The sequence below is a fragment of the Paracoccus albicereus genome (assembly GCF_024359525.1).
GTDB classification, from domain to species: Bacteria; Pseudomonadota; Alphaproteobacteria; order Rhodobacterales; family Rhodobacteraceae; genus Paracoccus; species Paracoccus albicereus.
Genome location: NZ_JAKZEU010000002.1, coordinates 1,050,148 through 1,071,027, shown reverse-complemented (window position 1 = coordinate 1,071,027; position 20,880 = coordinate 1,050,148). Strand labels below are relative to the sequence as shown.

Genomic DNA, 20,880 nt, shown 5'->3' with positions numbered 1-20,880 from the left:
CCATGGCTCAGGTGATGTTTCTGAACGGTCCGAACGCCAACCTCTATGGCCTTGATGCGTCGGGGACCTATGGCACCGACAGTTTCCCGCAGATCGAGGCTGCGTGCATGGCGCGCGCCTCGGAACTGGGACTGTCCTTGGATTTCCGGCAGTCGAACCACGAAGGCGTGCTGATCGACTGGATCCAGGAAGCGCGGCAATCCTGCGATGGACTGCTCATCAACGCGGCGGGTCTGACTTACACGTCGATCCCGATCCTTGACGCGTTGCTGGCCTTCGACGGACCGATCCTCGAATGCCACATGAGCAATATCTGGAAGCGCGAGACGTTCCGGCACCATTCCTTCATCTCGAAGGCAGCGACCGGCGTGATCGCCGGTCTTGGCGTGCGCGGCTATCTCATGGGTCTGGGTGCCATGGCCGAGCTGATCGCAGAGCGGTCGAAATGACCGACACGCTGGTCTTCTACAGCGGCCCCGATCCGTTCGAACCGTGGCGTGACGCCCTCGCGCCCCTTCTGGGCGATGATGTCCGGATCGAGAGGGCCGAGGCCGTCACCGATCCCGCGACGGTGCGCTACGCGCTTGTCTGGATGCCGCCCGAAGGTTTCTTCGACCGGTTCCCCAATCTCGAACTGGTCATCAATCTGGGTGCCGGGGTGGACCGCCTGGTCGCACGCGACGATCTGCCAGACGTGCCTATCACCCGTCTCTCGGACCCGCAGATGGGCCGAATGATGGCGGGTTATGTCATGTTTGCGGTGTTGCGCCACGCGCGCGACATTCCGCATTTCGAGGCGGCGCAGGCGCGGTGCGAATGGGCCTATCGTCATCCGCGAGCCGCGTCCGACGTGACGGTCGCCGTTCTTGGATTGGGCGAACTGGGCGCGATGGCCGCGACCGAAATCGCGCGCCTGGGCTATGACACGCATGGCTGGGCGACGCGTCCCAGGGATCTGCCAGGCGTGACGGTTCATCATGGTGATGAGGCGCTGACGCGGCTTCTTTCCGGTGCGGACATCACGGTGTGCATGTTGCCCCTGACGCCCGCGACCCGGCATCGCCTCGCCACCAAGGAATTTGCGGCGATGAAGCCCGGCGCAGCCTTCGTCAACGTCTCTCGCGGAGAGGTGGTCGATCAGGACGCTTTGGTTGACGCCCTTCGCAGCGGTCATCTTTCGGGCGCCACGCTCGACGTCTTCGACGGCGAACCGCTGGACGCCGCGCATCCGCTCTGGACACTGCCCGGTGTGCTGATCACGCCGCATCTCGCTTCCGTCGCACTGCCTGCAAGTGCGGCGCCGCAGATCGCCGCCAACATTCTCGCCATCCGGTCTGGCGAAGCCGTCGGGCAGCAGGTTTCGCGTCTGCGCGGGTATTAGGCAGCCTGCTGTCTGTGCTTCAGGCACTACCTGAGCGTCTCTGACTGGCAGTGTTAGAAATACAAAAAAATCAGTGCTTTGCCTTAAAGGTTGGCCCAGCCTTCGCAGTGAATAGGGATTTACAGTGAGCTTTCCGTGGGTCCTGTCGCGCATGGTTGGCTTCAGCCGGGCCAGCCGAACAAGGTCCGAACCAAGCGGCCAACAGCGTCGCGTCACAACAGATGGAGTGCCCATGATGATGAAGAAGCTTTTCCTGACATCCGCCGCGATCGGTCTGATTTCGACTGCCGCACAGGCTGAAACCCTGGTCGTCAGCAGCTGGGGTGGAAGCTTTCGCGATCTGATCGACGAAACCATCGCCGCGAAGTTCACGGAGGAAACCGGCGTCGAGGTCGAGTTCATCACCGGCGGCACCATCGATCGGCTGAACCAGGCCAACCTGTCCAAGGACAATCCGGAAAGCGACGTGACGTTCACGACGTCCCATGTCGGCTGGCTCTATCGCAACCAGGGCCTGTTCGAGGAACTGGACATGTCGAAGATCCCGAATGCCGAAAACCTTGTCGAACAGGCGCGCATCAGCCCCTCGCATATCGGCGCGTGGGCCTACGTCTATACGATCGGTTATCTGCCCGACATGCTGCCCGAGGGGATCACGTTCGAAAGCTGGAACGATCTTTGGTCGCCGGAACTGGCCGGCATGATTGCGCTGCCCGATTTCGACCCGTCCCACATCGTCGCGGTCGCCGCGATGCTGGAAGATGTGAAGATCGAGGACTGGCGCGACGCGACGGATAAGCTCTTGGCGCTGCGTCCCAATATTCGCGCGCTTTACACGAACGACGCGAACTCGCAGCAGCTTCTGTCGACCGGCGAAACGCCTGTTCAGGTCATCCTGTCGATGAACGCATATCACATCCAGTCACAGGGGTTGGACGTCGAGTTGGCGATGCCCAGCGAGGGCGCGGTTCTGGGTGTCGACACGATGGGCATCACCGCCGGGACTGACAAGATCGACCTTGCCTATCAATTCCTGAACGCGGCCCTCGATCCCGAGGTTCAGGCGCAGATCGCCGAGATCAAGAAAGGAAGCCCCGTCGTGTCGAACGTCGAGCTTCCTGAAGAACTGGCCTCGCTGCCGGGCATCTTCACTACGCCCGAGGAATGGGCCGAACAGACGCTGGTCATCCCCGACGAATTCCGCGCCGAGACCATAGGCGAATGGCGCCAGTGGTTCTCGGAAAACATGACCGCCTCGAACTGAAGCGCTGCGCCCCGGACACGGGGCGCGCGCACCGCGAAGCAAGGAGCAGACGTCCGCGATGACCAAGCGCCCATTCCTCGGCTGGTTTGCCTCTCCCTCGATCCTGATTGCCTTCGGGATCGCGGCGTCGTTCCTTGCCATCGTGCAATACAGCTTTCGCGCCAATATTCCCGGCGCGCTTGATCCGGGTGGCTTCACGCTCGAGAACTTCACGACGCTCTGGAAGGCGATCTACGGCGACGCGTTTCTGAACACCGTTCTTCTGTGCCTGTGGACGGCGGTCTTCACCCTGCTGATCGGCTATCCGCTGGCCTATGCGATGGTGCGCGCGCGCTCCGTCCGGCTGCGCAGCGCGATCCTGCTGATTTCGCTGACCCCGCTGTTTCTGGGCGAAATCGTCCGAACCTATTCCTGGATGATCGTTCTGGGCAACCGCGGCTTTCTGAATGCGGCGCTGATGCAGATGGGGCTGATCGATCGACCGATCCCGTTCATGTTCACCATGACCGGGGTCGTCATCGCTTTGGTTCATTTCACGCTGCCGATTGTCGTCGTGATGTTGGCCGCGGGTCTGTCGCATATCGACCGAAATCTAGAGCGGGCCGCGACCTCACTGGGTGCGGGTCGGGTAAGGGTGTTTCTGACCGTGACGCTGCCCCTGTCGATCCCCGGGATCGTCGCCGCGACGTCGACCGCGTTTGCGTGGACATTCTCGGCCTTCGCCACGCCTCAGATGATCGGTGGCGGCCAGGTTCAGACGATCTCGACGCTGGTCTATCAGGTCGGTTTCGCCTCTTTCAACTTTCCGCTGGCAGCGTCGCTGTCGCTGACCGGGCTGCTGTTCACCGTGGCCGTGTTGGCCATCTTCAACACCGGGATCCGCCGTCTAGAGCGGATCGGGGGGCACTGATGCGCAAGTCGCTGCTGGATCACCTACTGGACTGGGCAGGGCGGATCGTGCTGATCGCAATCCTCGCCTTCGTCCTGCTGCCCTTCGTGGTCGTCGCCATCGCATCCTTCAACGACGGCGCGATCCTGTCCTTTCCGCCGCGGGAGTGGTCGTGGCGTTGGTACGCCAATGCGTTTCAATATCGCGACTTCGGGGCGGGGCTGACCAACTCGCTGAAGATCGCAGTCTTCGGGGCAACCATCGCGCTGATCGCTGGTGCGGGCTTCGCCTACGTCCTCGACCGCTATGAGTTCCGCTTCAAGAACACGCTGAACGGGATCCTGATGTCGCCGCTGATCATCCCGAACTTCACGATCGGGCTGGGGCTTCTGATCCTGTCGGCTGCGGCGTCGCTGCCGCGAAACCTGTGGCTGGTCGTAGCGACGCATGTGGTCATCGTGATGCCCTTCGTCGTCCGTTCGGTCTATGTATCGCTGCAGAACTTCGAACGTCGCTTCGAACAGGCCGCCGAAAGTCTTGGCGGTTCGCCTTGGCATGTTCTGCGCACGATAACCCTGCCGCTTCTGGCGCCGGGGCTGGCCTCTGGCGGCCTGTTCGCCGCCATCCTGTCCTTCAATGAATTCACTGCGTCGCTTTTCGTGGTGAACCAGAGCACGCAGACCCTGCCGGTCGCCATGTACAACTATGTCCGCGAATACGCTGACCCCACGCTGGCAGCGGTGTCGGTCATCTACGTGCTGGCGGTCGCGGTGATCCTGCTGATCGTCCACAAGTTCTTCCGCCTCGAAAAGGTTCTCAATGTCGAGTGAAACCCGCAATGATGCCGCAGTTCAGATCGACGGCGTCTCGAAATCCTTCTCAGGGACTGTCGCGCTGGAGCCGATCTGGCTCAAGATCAGGCGGGGTGAGTTTCTGACCTTGCTGGGTCCATCGGGCTGCGGGAAGACGACGCTTCTGAACCTGATCGCCGGCTTTCTGGAGGCGGACGAAGGCGAGTTATTCATCGACAGGGAACTTGTCACCCAGGTTCCTCCGCATCAGCGAGAGATCGGGATTGTCTTCCAGAACTACGCCCTCTTTCCCCACATGACGGTCGCGCAGAACGTCGCTTACGGACTGCGCACGCGCCGGGTGTCCAAGGCCGAAACCGCCGAACGCGTGGCCGAGGCGCTGGCGCTGGTCAAGCTTCAGGATTTTGCGGATCGTCGTCCAAGGCAGTTGTCGGGCGGTCAGCAGCAACGTGTCGCGCTGGCCCGAGCGCTGGTGATCCGCCCGCGCGTCCTGTTGCTGGACGAGCCCTTCTCGGCGCTGGACCGAAACTTGCGCACCGCGATGCAGGTTGAGCTGCGCGAGATCCAGACGCGGCTTGGACTGACCACGGTCTTCGTCACCCACGACCAGAACGAAGCTTTGTCGATGTCCGACCGGATCGCGGTGATGTCGCAGGGCCGGGTCCGGCAGATCGGTGCACCTGACGATATCTACGATCGGCCAGCGAACCTGTTCGTCTCGACCTTCGTCGGAGATGCGAACCTGTTCGATGCCACACTGCAAGGCGTGCAAGGAGGCGCAGCCGAACTGATCGTGGGCGGCGCGCCTCTGCCTGTCGAGACATATCAGGAAGACCTGCCCGAACCTGGTCCGGTCACGCTGTTCGTGCGTCCGGAACAATGCAGGCTGACCGGCGCGGAGGAGCAGGGCGCGGTTCCTGCCATCGTCGCACTGTCTGTCTATCAGGGCAGTTACGCTGAATTGCATCTGGACTGCGCTGCGGCGCGGGGCGGCCGCATCATGCTTCGCGTGCCCGCCGCCAAGGCGCTTCCTGCCGGGATTCCCGTAGGGATCGCGCTGCCACGTACGGGTCCGGCCATCTACGCGGTCGAAGATGCGGACAAGGAGGTCGCGTGATGGACATGGAAGCAATCATTGCAGAGCGCCCAGGCGGTCCCGAGGTGCTGTCCGTGGTCAGACGGCCCGTGCCCCGGCCCGGCCAGGGAGAGGTCCTGATCCGGGTCGCGGCGGCCGGTGTGAACCGACCCGACGTCATGCAACGCTCTGGCGCCCTGCCGGCACCAGCGGATGTTTCAGATATCCTTGGGCTGGAAGCTGCGGGCGAGATCGTCGAGGCCGGTGAGGGCGTCGACGCCGGTATGGTCGGAACCAAGGTCATGGCGCTGCTGAAGGCCGGCGGATATGCGGGCTGCGCGCTCGTTCGCGCGGATCATTGCCTGCCGGTGCCACAAGGTTTGTCCATGGCACAGGCTGCCGTCCTGCCCGAGGGCTTGTTCACCATCTGGCACAACCTCTTCGACCGGGGGGGGCTGAAGGCAGGGGAGACAGTCCTGATCCAGGGTGGTGCGAGCGGCATCGGAACGCTCGCCCTGCAGTTGGCGCTGGCTTGGGGCGCGAAGGTTATCGTCACCGCGGGTGGACCCGAAAAGTGCCAGCGGCTGATCGACATGGGTGCCGACGCAATCGACTATCGCAATACCGATCTGGTGGCCGAGGTTCTGGCGTTGACGGACGGACACGGTGTCGACGTGGTGCTAGATATCCTTGGCGGTGACATGGTCGGTCGCCATCTGGAATGCATGGCGACCGGCGGGCGGCATGTCGGATTGTCCTTCATGGCGGGGGGCGATGCGACCGTGAATCTGGGCCTGATCATGCGCAAGGGCCTTTGGCTGACCTCGTCCACGCTTCGACCGAAAAGCGATGCAGAGAAGTCAGCCATCGCAGACGCCGTCTGGACGCATCTGTTGCCGCTGATCGGACCGGGCCGCGTCATGCCCGTCATAGCGCAAAGTCTTCCGCTGGCGCGCGCCGCTCAGGCCCATGCCGATCTGGAGGGCGGAAACAACTTTGGAAAGATCGTGCTGACCGTATCGGAGGAGACATGATGCAGCTTTACTGGGGTTCTGCCTCGCCCTTTGTCCGCAAGGTCATGGCGACGGCGCATGAACTGGGGGTGCAGGACAGCATCCGGCAATTGGACAGCGCTGCGCATCCGGTCCAGCGCGACAAGCGTATCGCCGTCTTCAACCCGCTGGCGAAGGTTCCCGCCGCCATGACCGAGGACGGCACCGTTCTCTACGACAGTCGCGTCATTTGCGAATATCTGGATGCCAAGGCCAGGGGCGGATTGTTCCCGGCATCGGGGCCCTTGCGTTGGACCGCCCTGCGGCGTCAGGCGCTGGCGGATGGTGTTCTGGATGCGGCGCTGCTGATCCGCTACGAGCGGCTGGCCCGACCCGAGCCTCAGCAATGGTCCGTCTGGATCGAGGCGCAATCGGCAAAGATGACCGACGGCCTGGACGCCATGGCTGCCGATGTCCCGACGGCGGACCGCGTCGATATCGGCACGATCTCCTACGGCTGCGCCCTCGGCTGGCTGGACTTCCGCTTTCCCGATCTGAACTGGCGTGACGGGCGCAGTGCGCTGGCCGAGTGGCAGGCCGAATTCGACCAACGTCCTGCCATGGCCGCGACGCGGCCCTCTGCCTGATCCATCTTCATCAACGAAAGACAAGAACCATGGCCCATCATCGCCATCGCAAGTTCAACACCCGCGACACCTATCCCGAACAGAACCTCGACAACGATCTGTGCCAAGCGGTTGTCGCGAAAGGCGGCACGACGATCTTCCTGCGGGGGCAATGTCCGCAGGATCTGGATACCGCCGTCAATCTTCCCAGCAACGATCCGGTCGAGCAGACCCACAAGGTCATGCAGAACATCCGTCAACTGGTCGAGGAATGCGGTGGCAGGATGGAGCATGTCACCAAGCTCGTCGTCTACCTGACCGATGTTCGCCACCGCGAGGCGGTCTATCGCACCATGGGCGAATATATCAAAGGCGTCTTCCCGGTCTGCACCGGCCTGACTGTTGTCGCTCTGGCGCGTCCTGATTGGCTGGTCGAGATAGACGCGACCGCCGTCATCCCCGAGGATGCGGGGCAGGGGGCGGCATGACCTTTTCGATCATCGGGCATTGCCGTGACACCGGAATGTTCGGGGTCGCGATCTCGTCCTCCTCGCCCGCGGTTGCAGCACGCTGTTCGTTCGCCCGTGCGGGTGTCGGGGCGGTGGCCACGCAGAACGTGACCGACCCCCGGCTTGGTCCCCATGCGCTGGACCTGATGGCGAAGGGCGCGGCCCCCGCCGAGGCGCTGGCGATCCTCGAGCGCAGCGGCGCCCACATGGCGTATCGTCAGGTCCTGGCCGTTGGGCGCAGTGGCGAAAGCGCGATCTATTCCGGCACGCAGGTTCTGGGTATGTGGTCCGAAGCGCAGGACCGCGACACCGCCGCGGCCGGCAATCTTCTAGCCGATGCAGGCGTGCCCGAGGTGATGGTGCAGCACTTTGGCGCCTCGGCCGGCCATCTGGGTGCCCGTCTTGTGGGCGCATTGCGCGCGGGGCTGGATGCAGGGGGCGAGGCGGGGCCGGTCCACTCGGCGGGTCTGCTTCTGGTTGATCGCCAAAGCTGGCCCCTGGCGGAACTGCGCATCGACTGGGCGGACGATTGTCCGATCGCGGCGCTGGAACGGGCGTGGGAGGTCTTCCAGCCGCAGATGGATGATTACGTCACCCGCGCGCTTGATCCGCGCGCTGCGCCGTCCTACGGCGTGCCGGGCGACGAATAGCCGGGGAACGCGATGCCGCTCAGGTTCACCTTGCGACAGCTGGAATACTTCATTGCCGTGGGCGAGGCGGGCAGCATCGCGCTGGCCGCCGAAAAGGTGAACGTCACGGCGCCGTCTATGTCCTCCGCGATCGCCCAGCTGGAGGCCGGGTTCGGTGTGCAGCTTTTCACCCGCCGCCATGCGCAAGGCTCGGTCCTGACGCCGGTGGGCGAACAGTTCATCGAGCAGGCGCGGATCGTGTTGGCAAGCGCCGCCAAGCTGAACGATCTTGCCCACATTCATACCGGCAGCGTCCTCGGATCTCTGCGTGTCGGATGCCTGCGCACCTTTGTCCAGTTGATGGTTCCGCAATTGCGCCGCAGCTTCGAGACCCGCTATCCGCATGTCGAGTTCAGTCAGGTCGAGCTGGATCAGGCCCAGATCTTCGACGCACTCGGCGCTTCACGGATCGACATCGCGCTGACCTATGACATGTCGATCCCCAGCGATATCGACTTCCATCCGCTGCGCGACCTGCCACCCTACGCGATTTTCGACATCGACCACCCACTGGCCGACCGGCCTTCGGTCATGCCCGAGGATCTGGTGGCGCATGACATGGTAATGTTAGATATGCCGCACAGCTCGGATTATTTCCTCTCGCTGTTCCGGTCGCTGGGACGGCGTCCGAAGATCGCCGAGCGGACCAACGACATCTCTGTTCAGCGTGGGCTTATCGCGAATGGATACGGCTTCGGCATTGCCAATCTGCGGACCGTTTCTGAATCGTCGATGGACGGCAAACCGCTGAAATTCGTTCCGATGCGGTCAAACGTTCCGCCCTTGCGGCTTGGGATTGCGCTTTCGCGCGCGACCCATGTTTCGCGCACGATCCAGGCGTTCATCGATCATTGCCACGAAATCGCCGACGCGGGCAGTCTGCCCGGAATGAAGAACTGATCCCATGGACGCTCAGGCTCAGATACGACAGATCCTTCAACAGCTGATCGCGTTTCCGACGATCTCGCGACAATCCAATCTTGCGATGCTGGACTATGTCGAAGGTCTGCTGCGGCCCTTGGGTGTTCGCTTGACCCGCTATGTCGACGACAGCGGCACCTGCGCGAACCTGTGGGCCAGCACCGGCCCCGCCGTTCCGGGCGGCGTCGTGATGTCAGGCCATTGCGATGTCGTTCCCGTCGATGGCCAGACATGGAGGACCGAACCCTTTGCGCTGCATGAGCGTGACGGATTCCTCTACGGTCGCGGGACGACCGACATGAAGGGCTTTCTGGCGGTCGCGATCAACGCGATGATGCGTGCGGCTGAACGTCCGCTGAAGCAGCCCCTGCATCTGGCCCTGTCTTACGATGAGGAAATCGGCTGCGTCGGCGTCCGGTCGATGCTGAAGGCGCGGCGGGACCATCCCGAACGCCCCGACCTGTGCCTGATCGGAGAGCCGACCGGGATGCGGATCGCAACCGGCCACAAGGGCAAACGCTCGTTCATTGCACGTTGCCACGGTCGCGAAGGGCATTCGGCCTTGGCGCCGAACGGTTTGAACGCACTTCACCTGGGCGCGGCCCTAATAGACCGCCTGCAGGCGCGACAACAGGAGCTGATGTCGCAGGGTGCCTGCGATCCTGCCTATGACATACCCTATTCGACGATTCATGTCGGCACGATGCGCGGGGGCACGGCGCTGAACATCGTTCCCAAACAATGCGACATGGAACTGGAGCTGCGCAACATCGCGGGCGACGATCCCGACATGATCGAACAGGCGATCCGTGCTGACGCCGAAGCGATCGCAGCCCAGTATCGCGACCGATTTCCCGAGGCAGCGATCGAGCTTCAGGAGATCACCGGCTACCCTGGCCTCGACACCCCCGCCACCAATCCCGCCGTCGCCTTTATGCGTGGGCTGCTGCGGAACGACGAGCCGCCGATCAAGGTCGCCTTCGGCACCGAAGCCGGCCTGTTCCATCAGGCTTTCGATGTCCCGACGCTGGTCTGTGGACCGGGCCACATGGCTCAGGGACACAAGCCGGACGAGTTCGTCGCGTGGGAGCAGCTGATCCGTTGCCACGACATGCTGACCGAACTTACCGAAGCGCTGGTGTCTGGAAAGAAACCAGCATCGTAGAGCCTTCACCGGGTCCGTTCTGAAACGCGCAAGCGCGCTAGTTTCCTGCACACTGATCAAGGTTCGGACGCGCGACGTCGCTGCGTCGCGGTTTGCACGCAAGCCATCCCTGCCGCGTGGAACAAAGGCTGGACGCGTCTGTTTGTCACGCTTGCTTGTCCCCGAGCAAAGCCTCCCATGCCCAATCTCGATCGCCAGACAATGTTGTGCATGGCGCACAACTGATCCCGCTGAGATCGAAGGTCTGACGAACAGAGAAAAGGAAGACAGAAACTCAGGATGCAACCAACATCTGATCAAACCACCCGCCCGTCCGTTCCAGCCGGGAATTCCTTGGACGCAACCACGGGCTTCGAGAGCTGGGCGGCCAAGTATGTGCGTCAGGGCCGTGTCATCGATTGGCAGCAGGAAGGGGTCAGCCACTCCGAAGGGCAGGCATGGGGTCTTCTGCTGGCCCAGGTCGCGGGTGATCGGGATTGTTTCGAAGAAATAGAGTCCTGGACGGCAGCCAATCTCGCGGTAAGGCAGGACCGGCTGATGGGATGGCGGCGCTGGCCCGAAATCGGTGAAGTCGAGTGCCATACCGCTACCGATGGGGATCTCTTCCGGGCGTGGGCTTTACTTCGTGCCGATCGGGATCAGGGCTGGACCGGCCATCTGGACACCGCGATAGCCATTGCGCGTGACATCGCCGATCTTTGCCTTGTGCCTGATCCACGCTTCGGGGATCAGCTGCTAATTTCGCCGGGGACAAAGGCGCGGCGCGGTCCCGAGCGCGTGCTGATGAACCCTTCCTACGTCATGCCGCGCGCCCTGCGGGAGTTGGGCGAAGCGGCTGGGGATCCCCGCCTCACCCGGGCTGCGGATCATGGCGAGGCTGTCCTTTTGGAATTGGTTGAAGCCGCACGAATGTGGGATTGGATCGACGTGACGACCGAGAGTTTCGCAGAGGCGCTCGAACATCGTGCGGGCTGGGGTTTCGACGCCCTTCGTGTGCCGCTTTATCTTGCGTGGTCCGAACGGCGCGATCATCCCGCCGTCTCCGCCGGACTGAGCATGATGGAAGATGACGCGCAATGCGGCCATGTCGTGGTCAGGCGCTCGGGACGCGGCCTTGTCGAAAAGGAAAGCGATCACCCGGGCTTCCTTGCGATCCCCGACGTTGTGCGGTGCCAGCCGCTGTCTGCCGCGTCCGTCAACTCCTCCAGCTACTATGCGGATACCCTGCGGATGCTGGCGGCTGTGGCGCAATACGAGGGAGGATGCGCACTTCCCTCCTGACACGGCGTGTGTCGCGCCACCGCCTCTTTCAGGCGATGACTGAAACAAAGCAGTCCGTCGCCATTTGGACGGACATGTTGATCCCGCAGCGATTATGAGGAGGCTACGATGCCATTATCGTCGAGCGACCCGAAGACATTGTCAGACCTGTTCAATCAGGCAGTTCAGGAAGTCTACGCTGCCGAAACCGTCACCGAAGAAGCGCTGCCGGGCATCATCGACAAGGTGTCGGCCAGTGCGCTCAAGAACGCTTTGTCAAAGCATCTGGAGGAAACACACGGCCATGTCTCTCGACTTGAACGGCTATTCGGCATGATCGGCGAGACGCCGGACTCGGTCAACAACTGCATGATCGACGGTATGGTGAAGGACGCGACGCGGATGTCCCGCCATATCGATGACGCGCGGGTTCGCGACGAAGGGCTTGCAGCTTCCGTGCTGGGCGTCGCGCATTATGAGGTTGCCCGCTACAGAGCGGTCACATCCTGGGCCTCGCGTTTGGGCCATGGGGATTGCGTGCCTCTGTTGGAAGAGACCTTGGCAGAGAAAACCGCGACCTGCGCCACGCTCAGTCAGTTTCTGGGATGCGGAAGCGACCGGAGGGGTGAATGAAATTCTAAGAGCGTCGATGCCGGATCAGAGCAGCCTGTCTGAAGGCATTCATCGACTGCGATCATCTTCGATGGACCTTAGCCCGATATTTCTTTCGTTCGGACGCGAACAAAGTCGTGTGACGCCCGTTGGCAGCCATACTCGCACCCTCTCAACGCCATTTGGCGCAGCAGAGGGCAACCCGATCAAGGAGCACGACATGACCGACCGTCTGAAAATGCAGGATCCGCGAGAGCAGCATCCGAAGCCACCCTTCCCAAAGCAGCCACAGCCATCGCCGGGTCTCGCCCAGCGACTCGAGCCACCGGCCGATCATGGTGAGGACAGCTACCAAGGGTCAGGCAAGCTGAAAGGGCGCAAGGCGCTGATCACCGGTGGAGATTCCGGCATCGGGCGTGCAATCGCGATTGCCTACGCACGCGAGGGTGCGGACGTGGCAATCTCGTACCTGCCAGAGGAACAACCCGATGCGGATGAAGTCATCGCACTGATCGAAGGGGCCGGTTGCAAGGCCATCGCTCTGCCGGGCGACGTGACCGACGAGGAGTATGCTCGCAACCTTCCCCGACGGGCAGCGGACGAGATGGGCGGGCTCGACATCCTTGTGGTGAACGCCGGTCATCAGAAGTCATTTCCGTCTTTCGACAAGCTGACCACCGACGACTTCGACGAGACGATGCGGACAAATCTTTACGCGCTTTTCTGGACAACGCAGGAGGCAGCCGAACTCATGCCTGCGGGAGCGTCCATCATCACGACGGCCTCCGTTCAGGCCTACGAACCGTCGACCGCGATCATGCATTATGCCACTACCAAGGCCGGAATTGTCGCTTTCACGAAGGCGCTCGCCTCGGAGCTGATCGAGAAGGGTATTCGGGTCAACGCTGTCGCGCCCGGCCCGATCTGGTCGCCGCTGAACCCCAGCGGCGGTGCCTCGCAAGATAAGGTCAAGGATTTCGGCGCCGGCAGTACGTTCGGTCGTCCGGGCCAACCCGTGGAACTTGCGCCGGTCTATGTCCTTCTGGCGTCGCAGGAGGGAAGCTACATCACCGGAGAAGTATACGGTGTCACCGGCGGCACCGGGATTGCATGAGGCATCTGATGCCATTCGCGGTGGGCGATCAGATCGTCCGCAGCATGAATTGACCAACTGAATCCGGTCTTTCAGCCCTCCTTATCCCTCAGTGGGTAAGGGGGGCTAAATTATGCAACCTTTCAGCTTTCGCGGGGCCGGGAGGTAATCGCTTCCGCGTCGGGTCGGTGTTTTCGACCCGACGCCTACGGCGTCTCGCTGTATCAAGAGGCGGCAGGCTCGAAGCCTGATGGTTCACTCTGGCAATGCGTAGGCGATCATCCAGTCTCCGACGCCGGTTTCCATGAAATGGTGACCGGTCGCCGCGATCATGACGTATTGCCGGCCGCCGACTTCGTAGGTGATCGGGTTGGCCTGGCCGCCGGCAGGAAGAACATCCTGCCAGATGGTCTCACCGGTCTCAATGTCGATCGCGCGGAACAGGTTGTCCGTGGCGGCGGCGATGAAGACGATGCCGCCTGCGGTCACCACCGAACCGCCGTTGTTCGGCGTGCCGATGTTGAACGGTAGGTAGGACGGAATCCCGAAGGGTCCGTTCCGGCGCGCCGTTCCCAATGGGCGATCCCACACCGTCTCTCCGGTCTCCAGATCGACGGCACGGATGCCTCCGTAGGGTGGACGCACACATGGCATGTCGGTCAGCGCGCTTCGCCAGCCGGCATTCACGTCGATGGCATAAGGGGAGCCTGTCTGCGGATCGCCGGCCCCTTCGGCGTTCTCCCCGGCCTCTGCGCCCGAACGTTGCTGGTGGATCGGCACCAGGCCACGCTCGTCGGCCTCGGCGCGCGGGACAAGACGGTTGTAATTCGGCACGTCGTTGTAGTTTGCGATCAGGAGGCCGTTCACGGGATCGACCGCGACGGACCCCCAGTCCGATCCGCCATTATAGCCGGGATACTGGATCCACGGCCGTTCCGAAGAGGGTGGCGTGAAGAAGCCGTCGTAGTTCGCCCGATGAAACTGGATACGGCACCACAGCTGGTCGATGGGGGTGAACCCCCACGCGTCCTTGGGTTCCAGTGGTTCCTTGCGCAGCGTGTGCCAGGCCGAAGCGGGCTGCGTCGGCGAGATGAAATCCGGCTCGATCTGGCCACGGGGCAGATCGGTCAACTGCTCGACAGGGGTCATCGGCTCGCCGGTACGACGATCGAGGATGTAGATGTCGCCCTGCTTCGAGGGAAGGATGATGGCCGGGGTCCCCTGATAGTCGATCAGCGTCGGCTGGCTGCCGAGATCATAGTCCCAGACGTCGTGCCGCACGGTCTGGAAATGCCAGACTTCGTCACCCGTGGTCGCGTCGAGGGCGACGAGGGATGTCGCGAATTCGTTCTCGGCTTCGCTGCGGTTGGAGCCGTAATAATCGACCGACGAATTGCCCATCGGCAGATAGACATAGCCGAGCTCTTCGTCGATGACGGCGGTCGTCCACATGTTCGGCGTTCCGCGCGTGTAGACCTCGCCTTCGGCCGGACCATTGCGATTGGCCTCGACTGCCGCCAGGTCCCACGCCCATTCCAGCTCGCCGGTGATCGCATCGAAGCCGCGAACAACCCCGGAGGGCGCGTCTTCGGCTTGGCCATCCTTGACCTGCGCACCGCTGACGATGACGCCGCGCACGACGGCGGGCGGCGCGGTGATAGCGTACCAGCCGGGCACTCGCTCGCCGATGTCCTGCCACAGATCGACGGTCCCGTTCTCGCCGAAACCCTCGCAGGGCGTTCCTGTCGCCGCATCGAGCGCGATCAGCTTTGCATCCAGAGTGCCTTCGATGACGCGCGTGGCGCAGACCTCATCCTCTGCCGCACCGGGATCGGTATAGACCGATACACCGCGGCATGACGCGGAATAGGGGATGGCTTCATCGGGAACGCCGGGGTCGAACCGCCAGTTTTCCTCGCCCGTCGCAGCGTCAATCGAGATCAGAATGTTTTTGGCCGAGCACATCAGAAGATCGTCGCCCAGTTTCAGAGGTGTCGTTTCGGGCGCGTACTTGCCCTCTGCCGACGGGCTGGGCATGTCGCCGGTCCTGTATTCGAAGGCGCGCTCCAGCGCGGTCACGTTCGCGGTGGTGATCTGATCCAGCGGAGAATAGCGTGTCGCATCCGCGTCCCCCCCGTAATAGGGCCAATCCGCGCCCACCTCTCGAACCGGCGCGGGCGGTCGCGGTGCGTCATTCGAGGAGGTGCTCTCGGCTCGCTCACTCGCGGGTTCCTGTCCATCCGCGGGTTGACCGCCCGACGATGCGGCGTCAGGTCCGGATGGGACGTCTTCCTGCGAGGGCGAAATTTGCGCCTGCTCCTGCTGAGCAAACGCAAGCGGAACCGACGACATCAGCAGGACGAAGGTGGTCAGCGGGGCAGAAATCTTCATTCTTTTCTCACGCGTCATGGGACTTCAGGAATTGGGCGCTGAGCAGGACGAACAGCAGGATCAGGGTCGGCGCGAGCATTCGCGGTAGCTGCGCCCACCAATCGGCACCGACCTCCCACCACGCCCAGATGAGGGTGCCGAGCCATGTCGCGAGGTACACCCACAGCGCGGTCTCGGAGCCGCGGAACAGAAGAAATCCCGTGATCAGCAGGCCAAGCCCGGCCAGCGCGTAATACCAACTGCCGCCGAGAGCGATCAGCCACACGCCCCCCGCGATCAACGGGACGGCCAACACGATGCAAAAGACAGCAACCGCGAGGATCGGCCACGGGGTTCTTCGGGACGGGGCGGTGGTCTTCGTCATGATCGGCTCCTCTCGGTCATGGTCGGCTGCGAATGGGTGCTGAAACAGGGCGATACGCCATTTGTTCCAGAAGATTTCTCAAGATGGGCTAGGGGCCTCGTTGCTCCACGGCAAAGCGTTCACCCCCGGACCCGCCTTTCCACAGAAGTCGGCGCGCATTCGTCAGCCGACACAAGGCTGGAACAAATTGCAGACTCGTCTGTTCGCAGCCGGCCGACGCAAAGGGGATTTCTCGCCGTCGGCACCAGAAGACAGAAGAAAGGCCGAACCAATCCAACCGGATCACGATGACGGACAGCGCTTGCCTTGCGGCGAGACTGGGGCCGGAGGCGAAAGCCTGCCGGCGATCGTCGATGGTTTGCGACAGACCGCCGAGGGTCGCTCGGAGGTATCGGTTTCAAGGATCATCGAGGCGATCGGTCCACGCAGCCATTTCACGATCATTCTGGTCGTCGCGGCCATCGCCACGACGCCGCTGTCGGGCATTCCCGGGATGTCCGTTATCTGTGGTCTTCTGATTGCCATCGTCGCAGCCGAGCGGATCTTTTCAGGTGGCACTGTCAGACTGCCGCGATGGATCACGCGACGCAGCCTGCCGGCCGACAAGTTCACCAAGACCCTCGACATCATCGATCCTGTCGTCCGCTTTCTTGACCGTCACACGCGACGGCGCGCGGCGTGGCTGATGCATTCGCCATGGAACAGACTGCCGCTGCTGATCTGTCTGGTGTGCGGCCTTACGATGCCTTTCCTGGAGTTGATCCCGTTCACATCTTCCATCGTTGCCGGGGGCGTGACGCTGATCGCGATCGGGATGATCACGCGCGACGGGCTGTTTCTGTTCATGGCCCTGATCCCCTTCGTGGCGTTGATCTTTCTGTTGACGAGGGCGCTGTGAAGATCGGGATCGCCCTTGCGCTGACGGTGGTGCTTGCGTCCTGCGAGGGGCGGCAATCCGTCCTGTCGCCCGCCGGACGCGACGCAGAGGTGCTGGCGAACCTGTTCTGGTGGATGCTGGGAGGCGCGGTGGTGCTGTGGCTGTTCGTGAACGGTCTCATGCTCTATTTCTCGCGCATCCGGCGAAAGCGTCATTCGCTTCGGGTGGCGCAGTGGTTCATCTTCATGTGCGGCGTCGTGCTGCCGACAACGGTTCTTGCGGGACTGCTGATCTTCGCCCTGCGCGAGATGCCCCAGCAGCGTGAGCCCGGGGAGGGGCTGACGCTGCGGGTTACCGGCGAAAGCTGGTGGTGGCGGGTCGAATATTGGCCGGACGGCGCCGACGAGCCGGTGACCACCGCAAACGAGATCCGCCTGCCTGCCGGTTCGCGCAGCGAGATTGAACTGGCGGCGAACGGGGTGATCCACTCGTTCTGGATCCCCGCGCTTGGCGGCAAAACCGACATGATCCCCGGTCGCGTCAATCGCATGTCATTGGAACCGACGGCGCCTGGAACCTACCGGGGTCAATGCGCCGAATTCTGCGGCCTCAGCCACGCGCACATGGCACTGGAAGCGGTCGTGATGGCGCCCGAGGAATTCGAGCGCTGGCTTGGCGCCGAGGCTCGGGATGCGAGGGCACCCGAAGGAGCCGAGGCGAAACGCGGTAAGCAGCTTTTTCTGTCGCAGGGCTGCGGCGGATGTCACACGGTGCGCGGGACGCCGGCGACGGCGCGGGTAGGGCCTGACCTTACCCATCTGGGCGGGCGTAAATCGCTTGCCGCAGGGATGTTGCCAATGGACCGTCAGTCGCTGGTCGGCTGGCTCAGCGCGCCCGAAAGCATCAAGCCCGGGGTCAACATGCCCGGCTACGATCATCTGCCGCCGGCCGATCTGCAGGCGCTGGCCGCCTATCTCGAGGGCCTGACATGACCGACAGCAGCCTTCACGATCCGCCCCGGTCCGCAGCGGAACTGGACGAGCGCCAGCCCCAAGGCCAGTGGCCGCCATCTGAGGAGATGCTGGCCGAACCGGTCCCGTCCGACATACAGGAGGCCAGCAAGGAACGCCTGCGTGCAGCGTGGAAGACGCCGACTGGCATCCGCTACCTGTCGGCGGTCAACAATTCGGTCATCGGCAAATGGTATTCGCTGACGGCCTTCGGTTTCATGCTGGCCGCAGGGGTTCTTGCCCTGCTGATGCGGGTCCAACTTGCCGTCCCCGAGAACGACTTTCTGTCGTCCGACCGCTTCAACCAGTTCTTCACCATGCACGGCTCGGCGATGATGTTCCTCTTCGCCGTCCCGATGTTCGAGGCGATCTCGATCCTGCTATTGCCTGCCATGCTGGGTTCGAGGGACATGCCATTTCCGCGCCTGTCCGCCTATGGTTACTGGTGCTTCCTGATTGGCGGCGTGTTCGTGCTGGGCTCGGTGCTGTTTGACGCGGCGCCCAGCTCGGGCTGGTTCATGTATCCGCCTCTCGCCACGGAGGACGAGGGGGTCGGCTCGGACATCTGGCTTCTGGGACTGTCCTTCATCGAGATCGCCTCGATCGCGGCGGCGGTCGAACTGATCGTCGGCGTGATCAAATGTCGCCCGCCGGGGATGCGCATCAACCTGATGCCGCTTTACGGCTGGTACGTTCTGGTCGTCGGCGGGATGATCCTGTTCGCCTTCCCGCCGCTGATCGCAGGCGATCTCCTGTTCGAGCTAGAGCGCTCGCTGAACTGGCCCTTCTTCGACCCCGAGCGCGGTGGCGATCCGCTGCTGTGGCAGCACCTGTTCTGGATCTTCGGCCACCCCGAGGTCTACATCATCTTCCTGCCGTCGATCGCGATCGCATCGATGGTGGTTCCGACAGCCGCAGGCCGACCGATCGTCGGGTATTCGTGGATCGTGCTGTCGGCCGTGGGAACGGGCTTCATCAGCTTCGGGCTTTGGGTGCATCACATGTTCACCACGGGTCTGCCGGCGATCTCTCTGGGCTTCTTCTCGGCCGCGTCCGAGGCGGTGGTGATCCCGACCGGAGTTCAGATCTTCGCCTTCATCGCTACGCTGATGGTCGGTCGGGTGACCGTGATCCTGCCGACGCTGTGGATCGCGGGTGCGGTCGCGATCTTCACCGCTGGCGGGCTGACGGGCGTGATGGTCGCGCTGGCCCCGTTCGACTGGCAGGTTCACGACACCTATTTCATCGTCGCACACCTGCACTACACGCTGTTCGGCGGCATGGTCTTCCCCATCATCGGCGGCATCTATTATTTCTATCCCTTCATCACCAAGAAAAAGATGTCCGAGCGGCTGGGCCGCTGGTCCTTCTGGGTGACCTTCATCGGCTTCAACGTCTGCTTCCTGCCGATGCACCTGACAGGCCTTTTGGGAATGCCCCGCCGGGTCTGGACCTATCCCGGCGATCTCGGCTGGGACTGGCTCAACATGATCTCGACCGTGGGTTCCTTCGTCATAGCGGCGGGGATCCTGATCTTTGCCTGGGATCTGCTCAGGCCGAAGGGTCGCCAGACGCTGACCGAACGCAATCCTTGGAACGCCGGCACGCTGGAATGGAGCCATGACGTACCGACGGAAGCCTGGGGCGCGCGATCGGTACCCTTCGTGACATCGCGCTATCCGCTATGGGATCAGCCCGAGATCGTCGAGCGCATGGACGCGGGGCGCTTCTATCTTGGCGACGCACCAGAAGGTCGGCGCGAAACGCTGATCACCTCGGCCGTCGATGCGATCCCGCAGCTTGTGGTGCGGGTGACCGGCCCGGCCTGGTGCACGCTTGTCGCGGCGGCGTTTACGGGCGGCGCTTTCATCCTGCCAACCTTCGGTATCTACGGGCCCGCGATCGTCTGCGGCGTTCTTGCCATCGCGACTGTCATCTGGTGGCTATGGACCGCTACGGCAATCATCCCGGACAAGGTCATGAAGGATGTCGGGCTGGGCCTGACCCTGCCGACTTACGTTTCGGGTCCCAAGGCGCCCGGTTGGTGGGCGATCTTCATCACCATGCTGGGGGATGCGACCGCGTTCGCGGGTCTGATATTCGGGGTCTTCTTCTTCTGGACTGCGCGTCCTGATTTTCCGCCTGACGGCGCTGCCCATGCTTCGGCGGCGCTCACGACGACCGCAGGCGTTCTGCTTGCCGGGACATGGCTTTCGACCTGGTTTGCACGCGGTCTACACCGCGCCGGCCACGTGACAATCGCCAGAGCGCTGCTGATCGCGGCACCGATCATGGCATCGGGGGGCGCGGCGTCCCTTATCGGCGCGGTCTGGTTTCCCGGGTTGCAGCCGGCTACCCACGCTTACCCAGCAATGATGTGCGCGCTCGTCGTCTGGAGCGTGGCGCACATCCTTTGCGGCGCCATCATGCAGGGATATTGTCTTGCCCGCAGCCTCGCAGGACGAATGCTGCCGGAGTTCGATGCCGATCTGTGGAACACGACGCTTTATTGGCACTTCCAGGGTGTCAGCGGCATCGTGACATCCTTGATGATCGGACTTGTGCCGAGGGTGATGTGATGGTTTGGCCGAACCGCTACAGCAGCCTCTGGCACATGATCGCGGCCCCCGTCGTCTGGGCGGTTCACTTCTGCGCTGTCTATGGTGGGACCGCGCTGGTCTGCGCACGGATGGACGCCCCGGGACTGGCCCGGATCGGCATCGCGGCGGCTTCGGTGGTGGCCCTGGGACTGATCTGGTGGATCGGTCGGCGTGCATGGCGGCAATGGGATTATGCCAGCCGGGCAAACCGGACCCACGGCGGTCCACGGGCCGAAGATCGGAGAGAATTCCTCGGCCACTCCGCTTGGTTGCTCGCTATCGTCTCGGCCATCGGGGTGATCTTCGTCTCGCTTCCGGCGCTTTTCATCGAAAGCTGCCTGTGATGCGCG

General features: G+C 62.9%; 21 protein-coding genes. 19 read left to right on the top strand and 2 right to left on the bottom strand.

From position 1 onward, the window contains the following. Window positions 1–2: 2 nt before the first annotated feature. From MLD63_RS08685 to MLD63_RS08615, 15 genes are all read left to right on the top strand, one after another. On the top strand, window positions 3–449 hold the full coding sequence (locus MLD63_RS08685) for a type II 3-dehydroquinate dehydratase (RefSeq protein WP_255329463.1): 447 nt from the start codon (window positions 3–5) through the stop codon (window positions 447–449). After that, on the top strand, window positions 446–1,381 hold the full coding sequence (locus tag MLD63_RS08680; protein WP_255329462.1) for a 2-hydroxyacid dehydrogenase: 936 nt from the start codon (window positions 446–448) through the stop codon (window positions 1,379–1,381). Before MLD63_RS08685 ends, MLD63_RS08680 begins: the two co-directional genes overlap by 4 nt. A 232-nt stretch (window positions 1,382–1,613) precedes the next feature. Beyond that, window positions 1,614–2,645: an ABC transporter substrate-binding protein gene (locus MLD63_RS08675; RefSeq protein WP_255329461.1), complete on the top strand. Its 1,032-nt coding sequence runs from the start codon at window positions 1,614–1,616 to the stop codon at window positions 2,643–2,645. 58 nt (window positions 2,646–2,703) lie between these two features. Continuing rightward, entirely contained in the window at window positions 2,704–3,555 is an 852-nt protein-coding gene (locus MLD63_RS08670; RefSeq protein ID WP_255329460.1) for an ABC transporter permease, read from the top strand. Further along, the gene (locus MLD63_RS08665; protein ID WP_255329459.1) at window positions 3,555–4,364 is read left to right on the top strand and encodes an ABC transporter permease; all 810 of its coding nucleotides are present in this window, start codon (window positions 3,555–3,557) and stop codon (window positions 4,362–4,364) included. The genes MLD63_RS08670 and MLD63_RS08665 overlap by 1 nt, the downstream gene beginning before the upstream one ends. Further along, the gene (locus MLD63_RS08660; RefSeq protein WP_255329458.1) at window positions 4,354–5,463 is read left to right on the top strand and encodes an ABC transporter ATP-binding protein; all 1,110 of its coding nucleotides are present in this window, start codon (window positions 4,354–4,356) and stop codon (window positions 5,461–5,463) included. The genes MLD63_RS08665 and MLD63_RS08660 overlap by 11 nt, the downstream gene beginning before the upstream one ends. Further along, window positions 5,463–6,455: an NAD(P)H-quinone oxidoreductase gene (locus MLD63_RS08655; RefSeq protein ID WP_255329457.1), complete on the top strand. Its 993-nt coding sequence runs from the start codon at window positions 5,463–5,465 to the stop codon at window positions 6,453–6,455. The genes MLD63_RS08660 and MLD63_RS08655 overlap by 1 nt, the downstream gene beginning before the upstream one ends. Beyond that, on the top strand, window positions 6,452–7,060 hold the full coding sequence (locus MLD63_RS08650; protein ID WP_255329456.1) for a glutathione S-transferase family protein: 609 nt from the start codon (window positions 6,452–6,454) through the stop codon (window positions 7,058–7,060). Before MLD63_RS08655 ends, MLD63_RS08650 begins: the two co-directional genes overlap by 4 nt. A gap of 29 nt (window positions 7,061–7,089) precedes the next feature. Next, complete coding sequence (locus MLD63_RS08645; protein ID WP_255329455.1) at window positions 7,090–7,527, top strand: RidA family protein; 438 nt, start codon at window positions 7,090–7,092, stop codon at window positions 7,525–7,527. Further along, on the top strand, window positions 7,524–8,198 hold the full coding sequence (locus MLD63_RS08640) for a DUF1028 domain-containing protein (RefSeq protein WP_255329454.1): 675 nt from the start codon (window positions 7,524–7,526) through the stop codon (window positions 8,196–8,198). Before MLD63_RS08645 ends, MLD63_RS08640 begins: the two co-directional genes overlap by 4 nt. 12 nt (window positions 8,199–8,210) lie before the next feature. After that, window positions 8,211–9,137, top strand: a complete 927-nt coding sequence (locus MLD63_RS08635) for a LysR family transcriptional regulator (protein ID WP_255329453.1) — start codon at window positions 8,211–8,213, stop codon at window positions 9,135–9,137. 4 nt (window positions 9,138–9,141) lie between these two features. Next, the gene (argE, locus tag MLD63_RS08630) at window positions 9,142–10,323 is read left to right on the top strand and encodes an acetylornithine deacetylase (protein WP_255329452.1); all 1,182 of its coding nucleotides are present in this window, start codon (window positions 9,142–9,144) and stop codon (window positions 10,321–10,323) included. Window positions 10,324–10,656: 333 nt separating this feature from the next. Then, window positions 10,657–11,604, top strand: coding sequence for a glycosyl hydrolase family 8 (locus MLD63_RS08625; protein WP_255329451.1), 948 nt, complete (start codon window positions 10,657–10,659; stop codon window positions 11,602–11,604). Window positions 11,605–11,712: 108 nt separating this feature from the next. Continuing rightward, on the top strand, window positions 11,713–12,216 hold the full coding sequence (locus MLD63_RS08620; protein WP_255329450.1) for a YciE/YciF ferroxidase family protein: 504 nt from the start codon (window positions 11,713–11,715) through the stop codon (window positions 12,214–12,216). Further along, complete coding sequence (locus tag MLD63_RS08615) at window positions 12,209–13,309, top strand: SDR family oxidoreductase (protein WP_304363995.1); 1,101 nt, start codon at window positions 12,209–12,211, stop codon at window positions 13,307–13,309. Before MLD63_RS08620 ends, MLD63_RS08615 begins: the two co-directional genes overlap by 8 nt. A 234-nt stretch (window positions 13,310–13,543) precedes the next feature. Here the strand turns inward: MLD63_RS08615 and MLD63_RS08610 are convergent, their stop codons facing one another. Both MLD63_RS08610 and MLD63_RS08605 read right to left on the bottom strand, forming a co-directional pair. Beyond that, window positions 13,544–15,679: a pyrroloquinoline quinone-dependent dehydrogenase gene (locus MLD63_RS08610; protein WP_255329448.1), complete on the bottom strand. Its 2,136-nt coding sequence runs from the start codon at window positions 15,677–15,679 to the stop codon at window positions 13,544–13,546. 7 nt (window positions 15,680–15,686) lie between these two features. Beyond that, complete coding sequence (locus tag MLD63_RS08605) at window positions 15,687–16,043, bottom strand: glucose dehydrogenase (RefSeq protein ID WP_255329447.1); 357 nt, start codon at window positions 16,041–16,043, stop codon at window positions 15,687–15,689. 301 nt (window positions 16,044–16,344) lie between these two features. Between MLD63_RS08605 and MLD63_RS08600 the strand changes: the two genes are divergently transcribed. The 4 genes from MLD63_RS08600 to MLD63_RS08585 are packed head-to-tail and all read left to right on the top strand — an operon-like array spanning window position 16,345 to window position 20,874. Beyond that, on the top strand, window positions 16,345–16,941 hold the full coding sequence (locus tag MLD63_RS08600; protein ID WP_255329446.1) for an exopolysaccharide biosynthesis protein: 597 nt from the start codon (window positions 16,345–16,347) through the stop codon (window positions 16,939–16,941). After that, window positions 16,938–17,912 carry a cytochrome c oxidase subunit II gene (gene coxB, locus MLD63_RS08595; protein ID WP_255329445.1) on the top strand — a complete coding sequence of 325 codons (975 nt, stop codon included), beginning with the start codon at window positions 16,938–16,940 and terminating at the stop codon, window positions 17,910–17,912. The genes MLD63_RS08600 and coxB overlap by 4 nt, the downstream gene beginning before the upstream one ends. After that, window positions 17,909–20,509: a cytochrome c oxidase subunit I gene (ctaD, locus tag MLD63_RS08590; RefSeq protein WP_255329444.1), complete on the top strand. Its 2,601-nt coding sequence runs from the start codon at window positions 17,909–17,911 to the stop codon at window positions 20,507–20,509. The genes coxB and ctaD overlap by 4 nt, the downstream gene beginning before the upstream one ends. Further along, window positions 20,509–20,874, top strand: coding sequence for a hypothetical protein (locus tag MLD63_RS08585; protein WP_255329443.1), 366 nt, complete (start codon window positions 20,509–20,511; stop codon window positions 20,872–20,874). Before ctaD ends, MLD63_RS08585 begins: the two co-directional genes overlap by 1 nt. Window positions 20,875–20,880 lie beyond the last annotated feature (6 nt).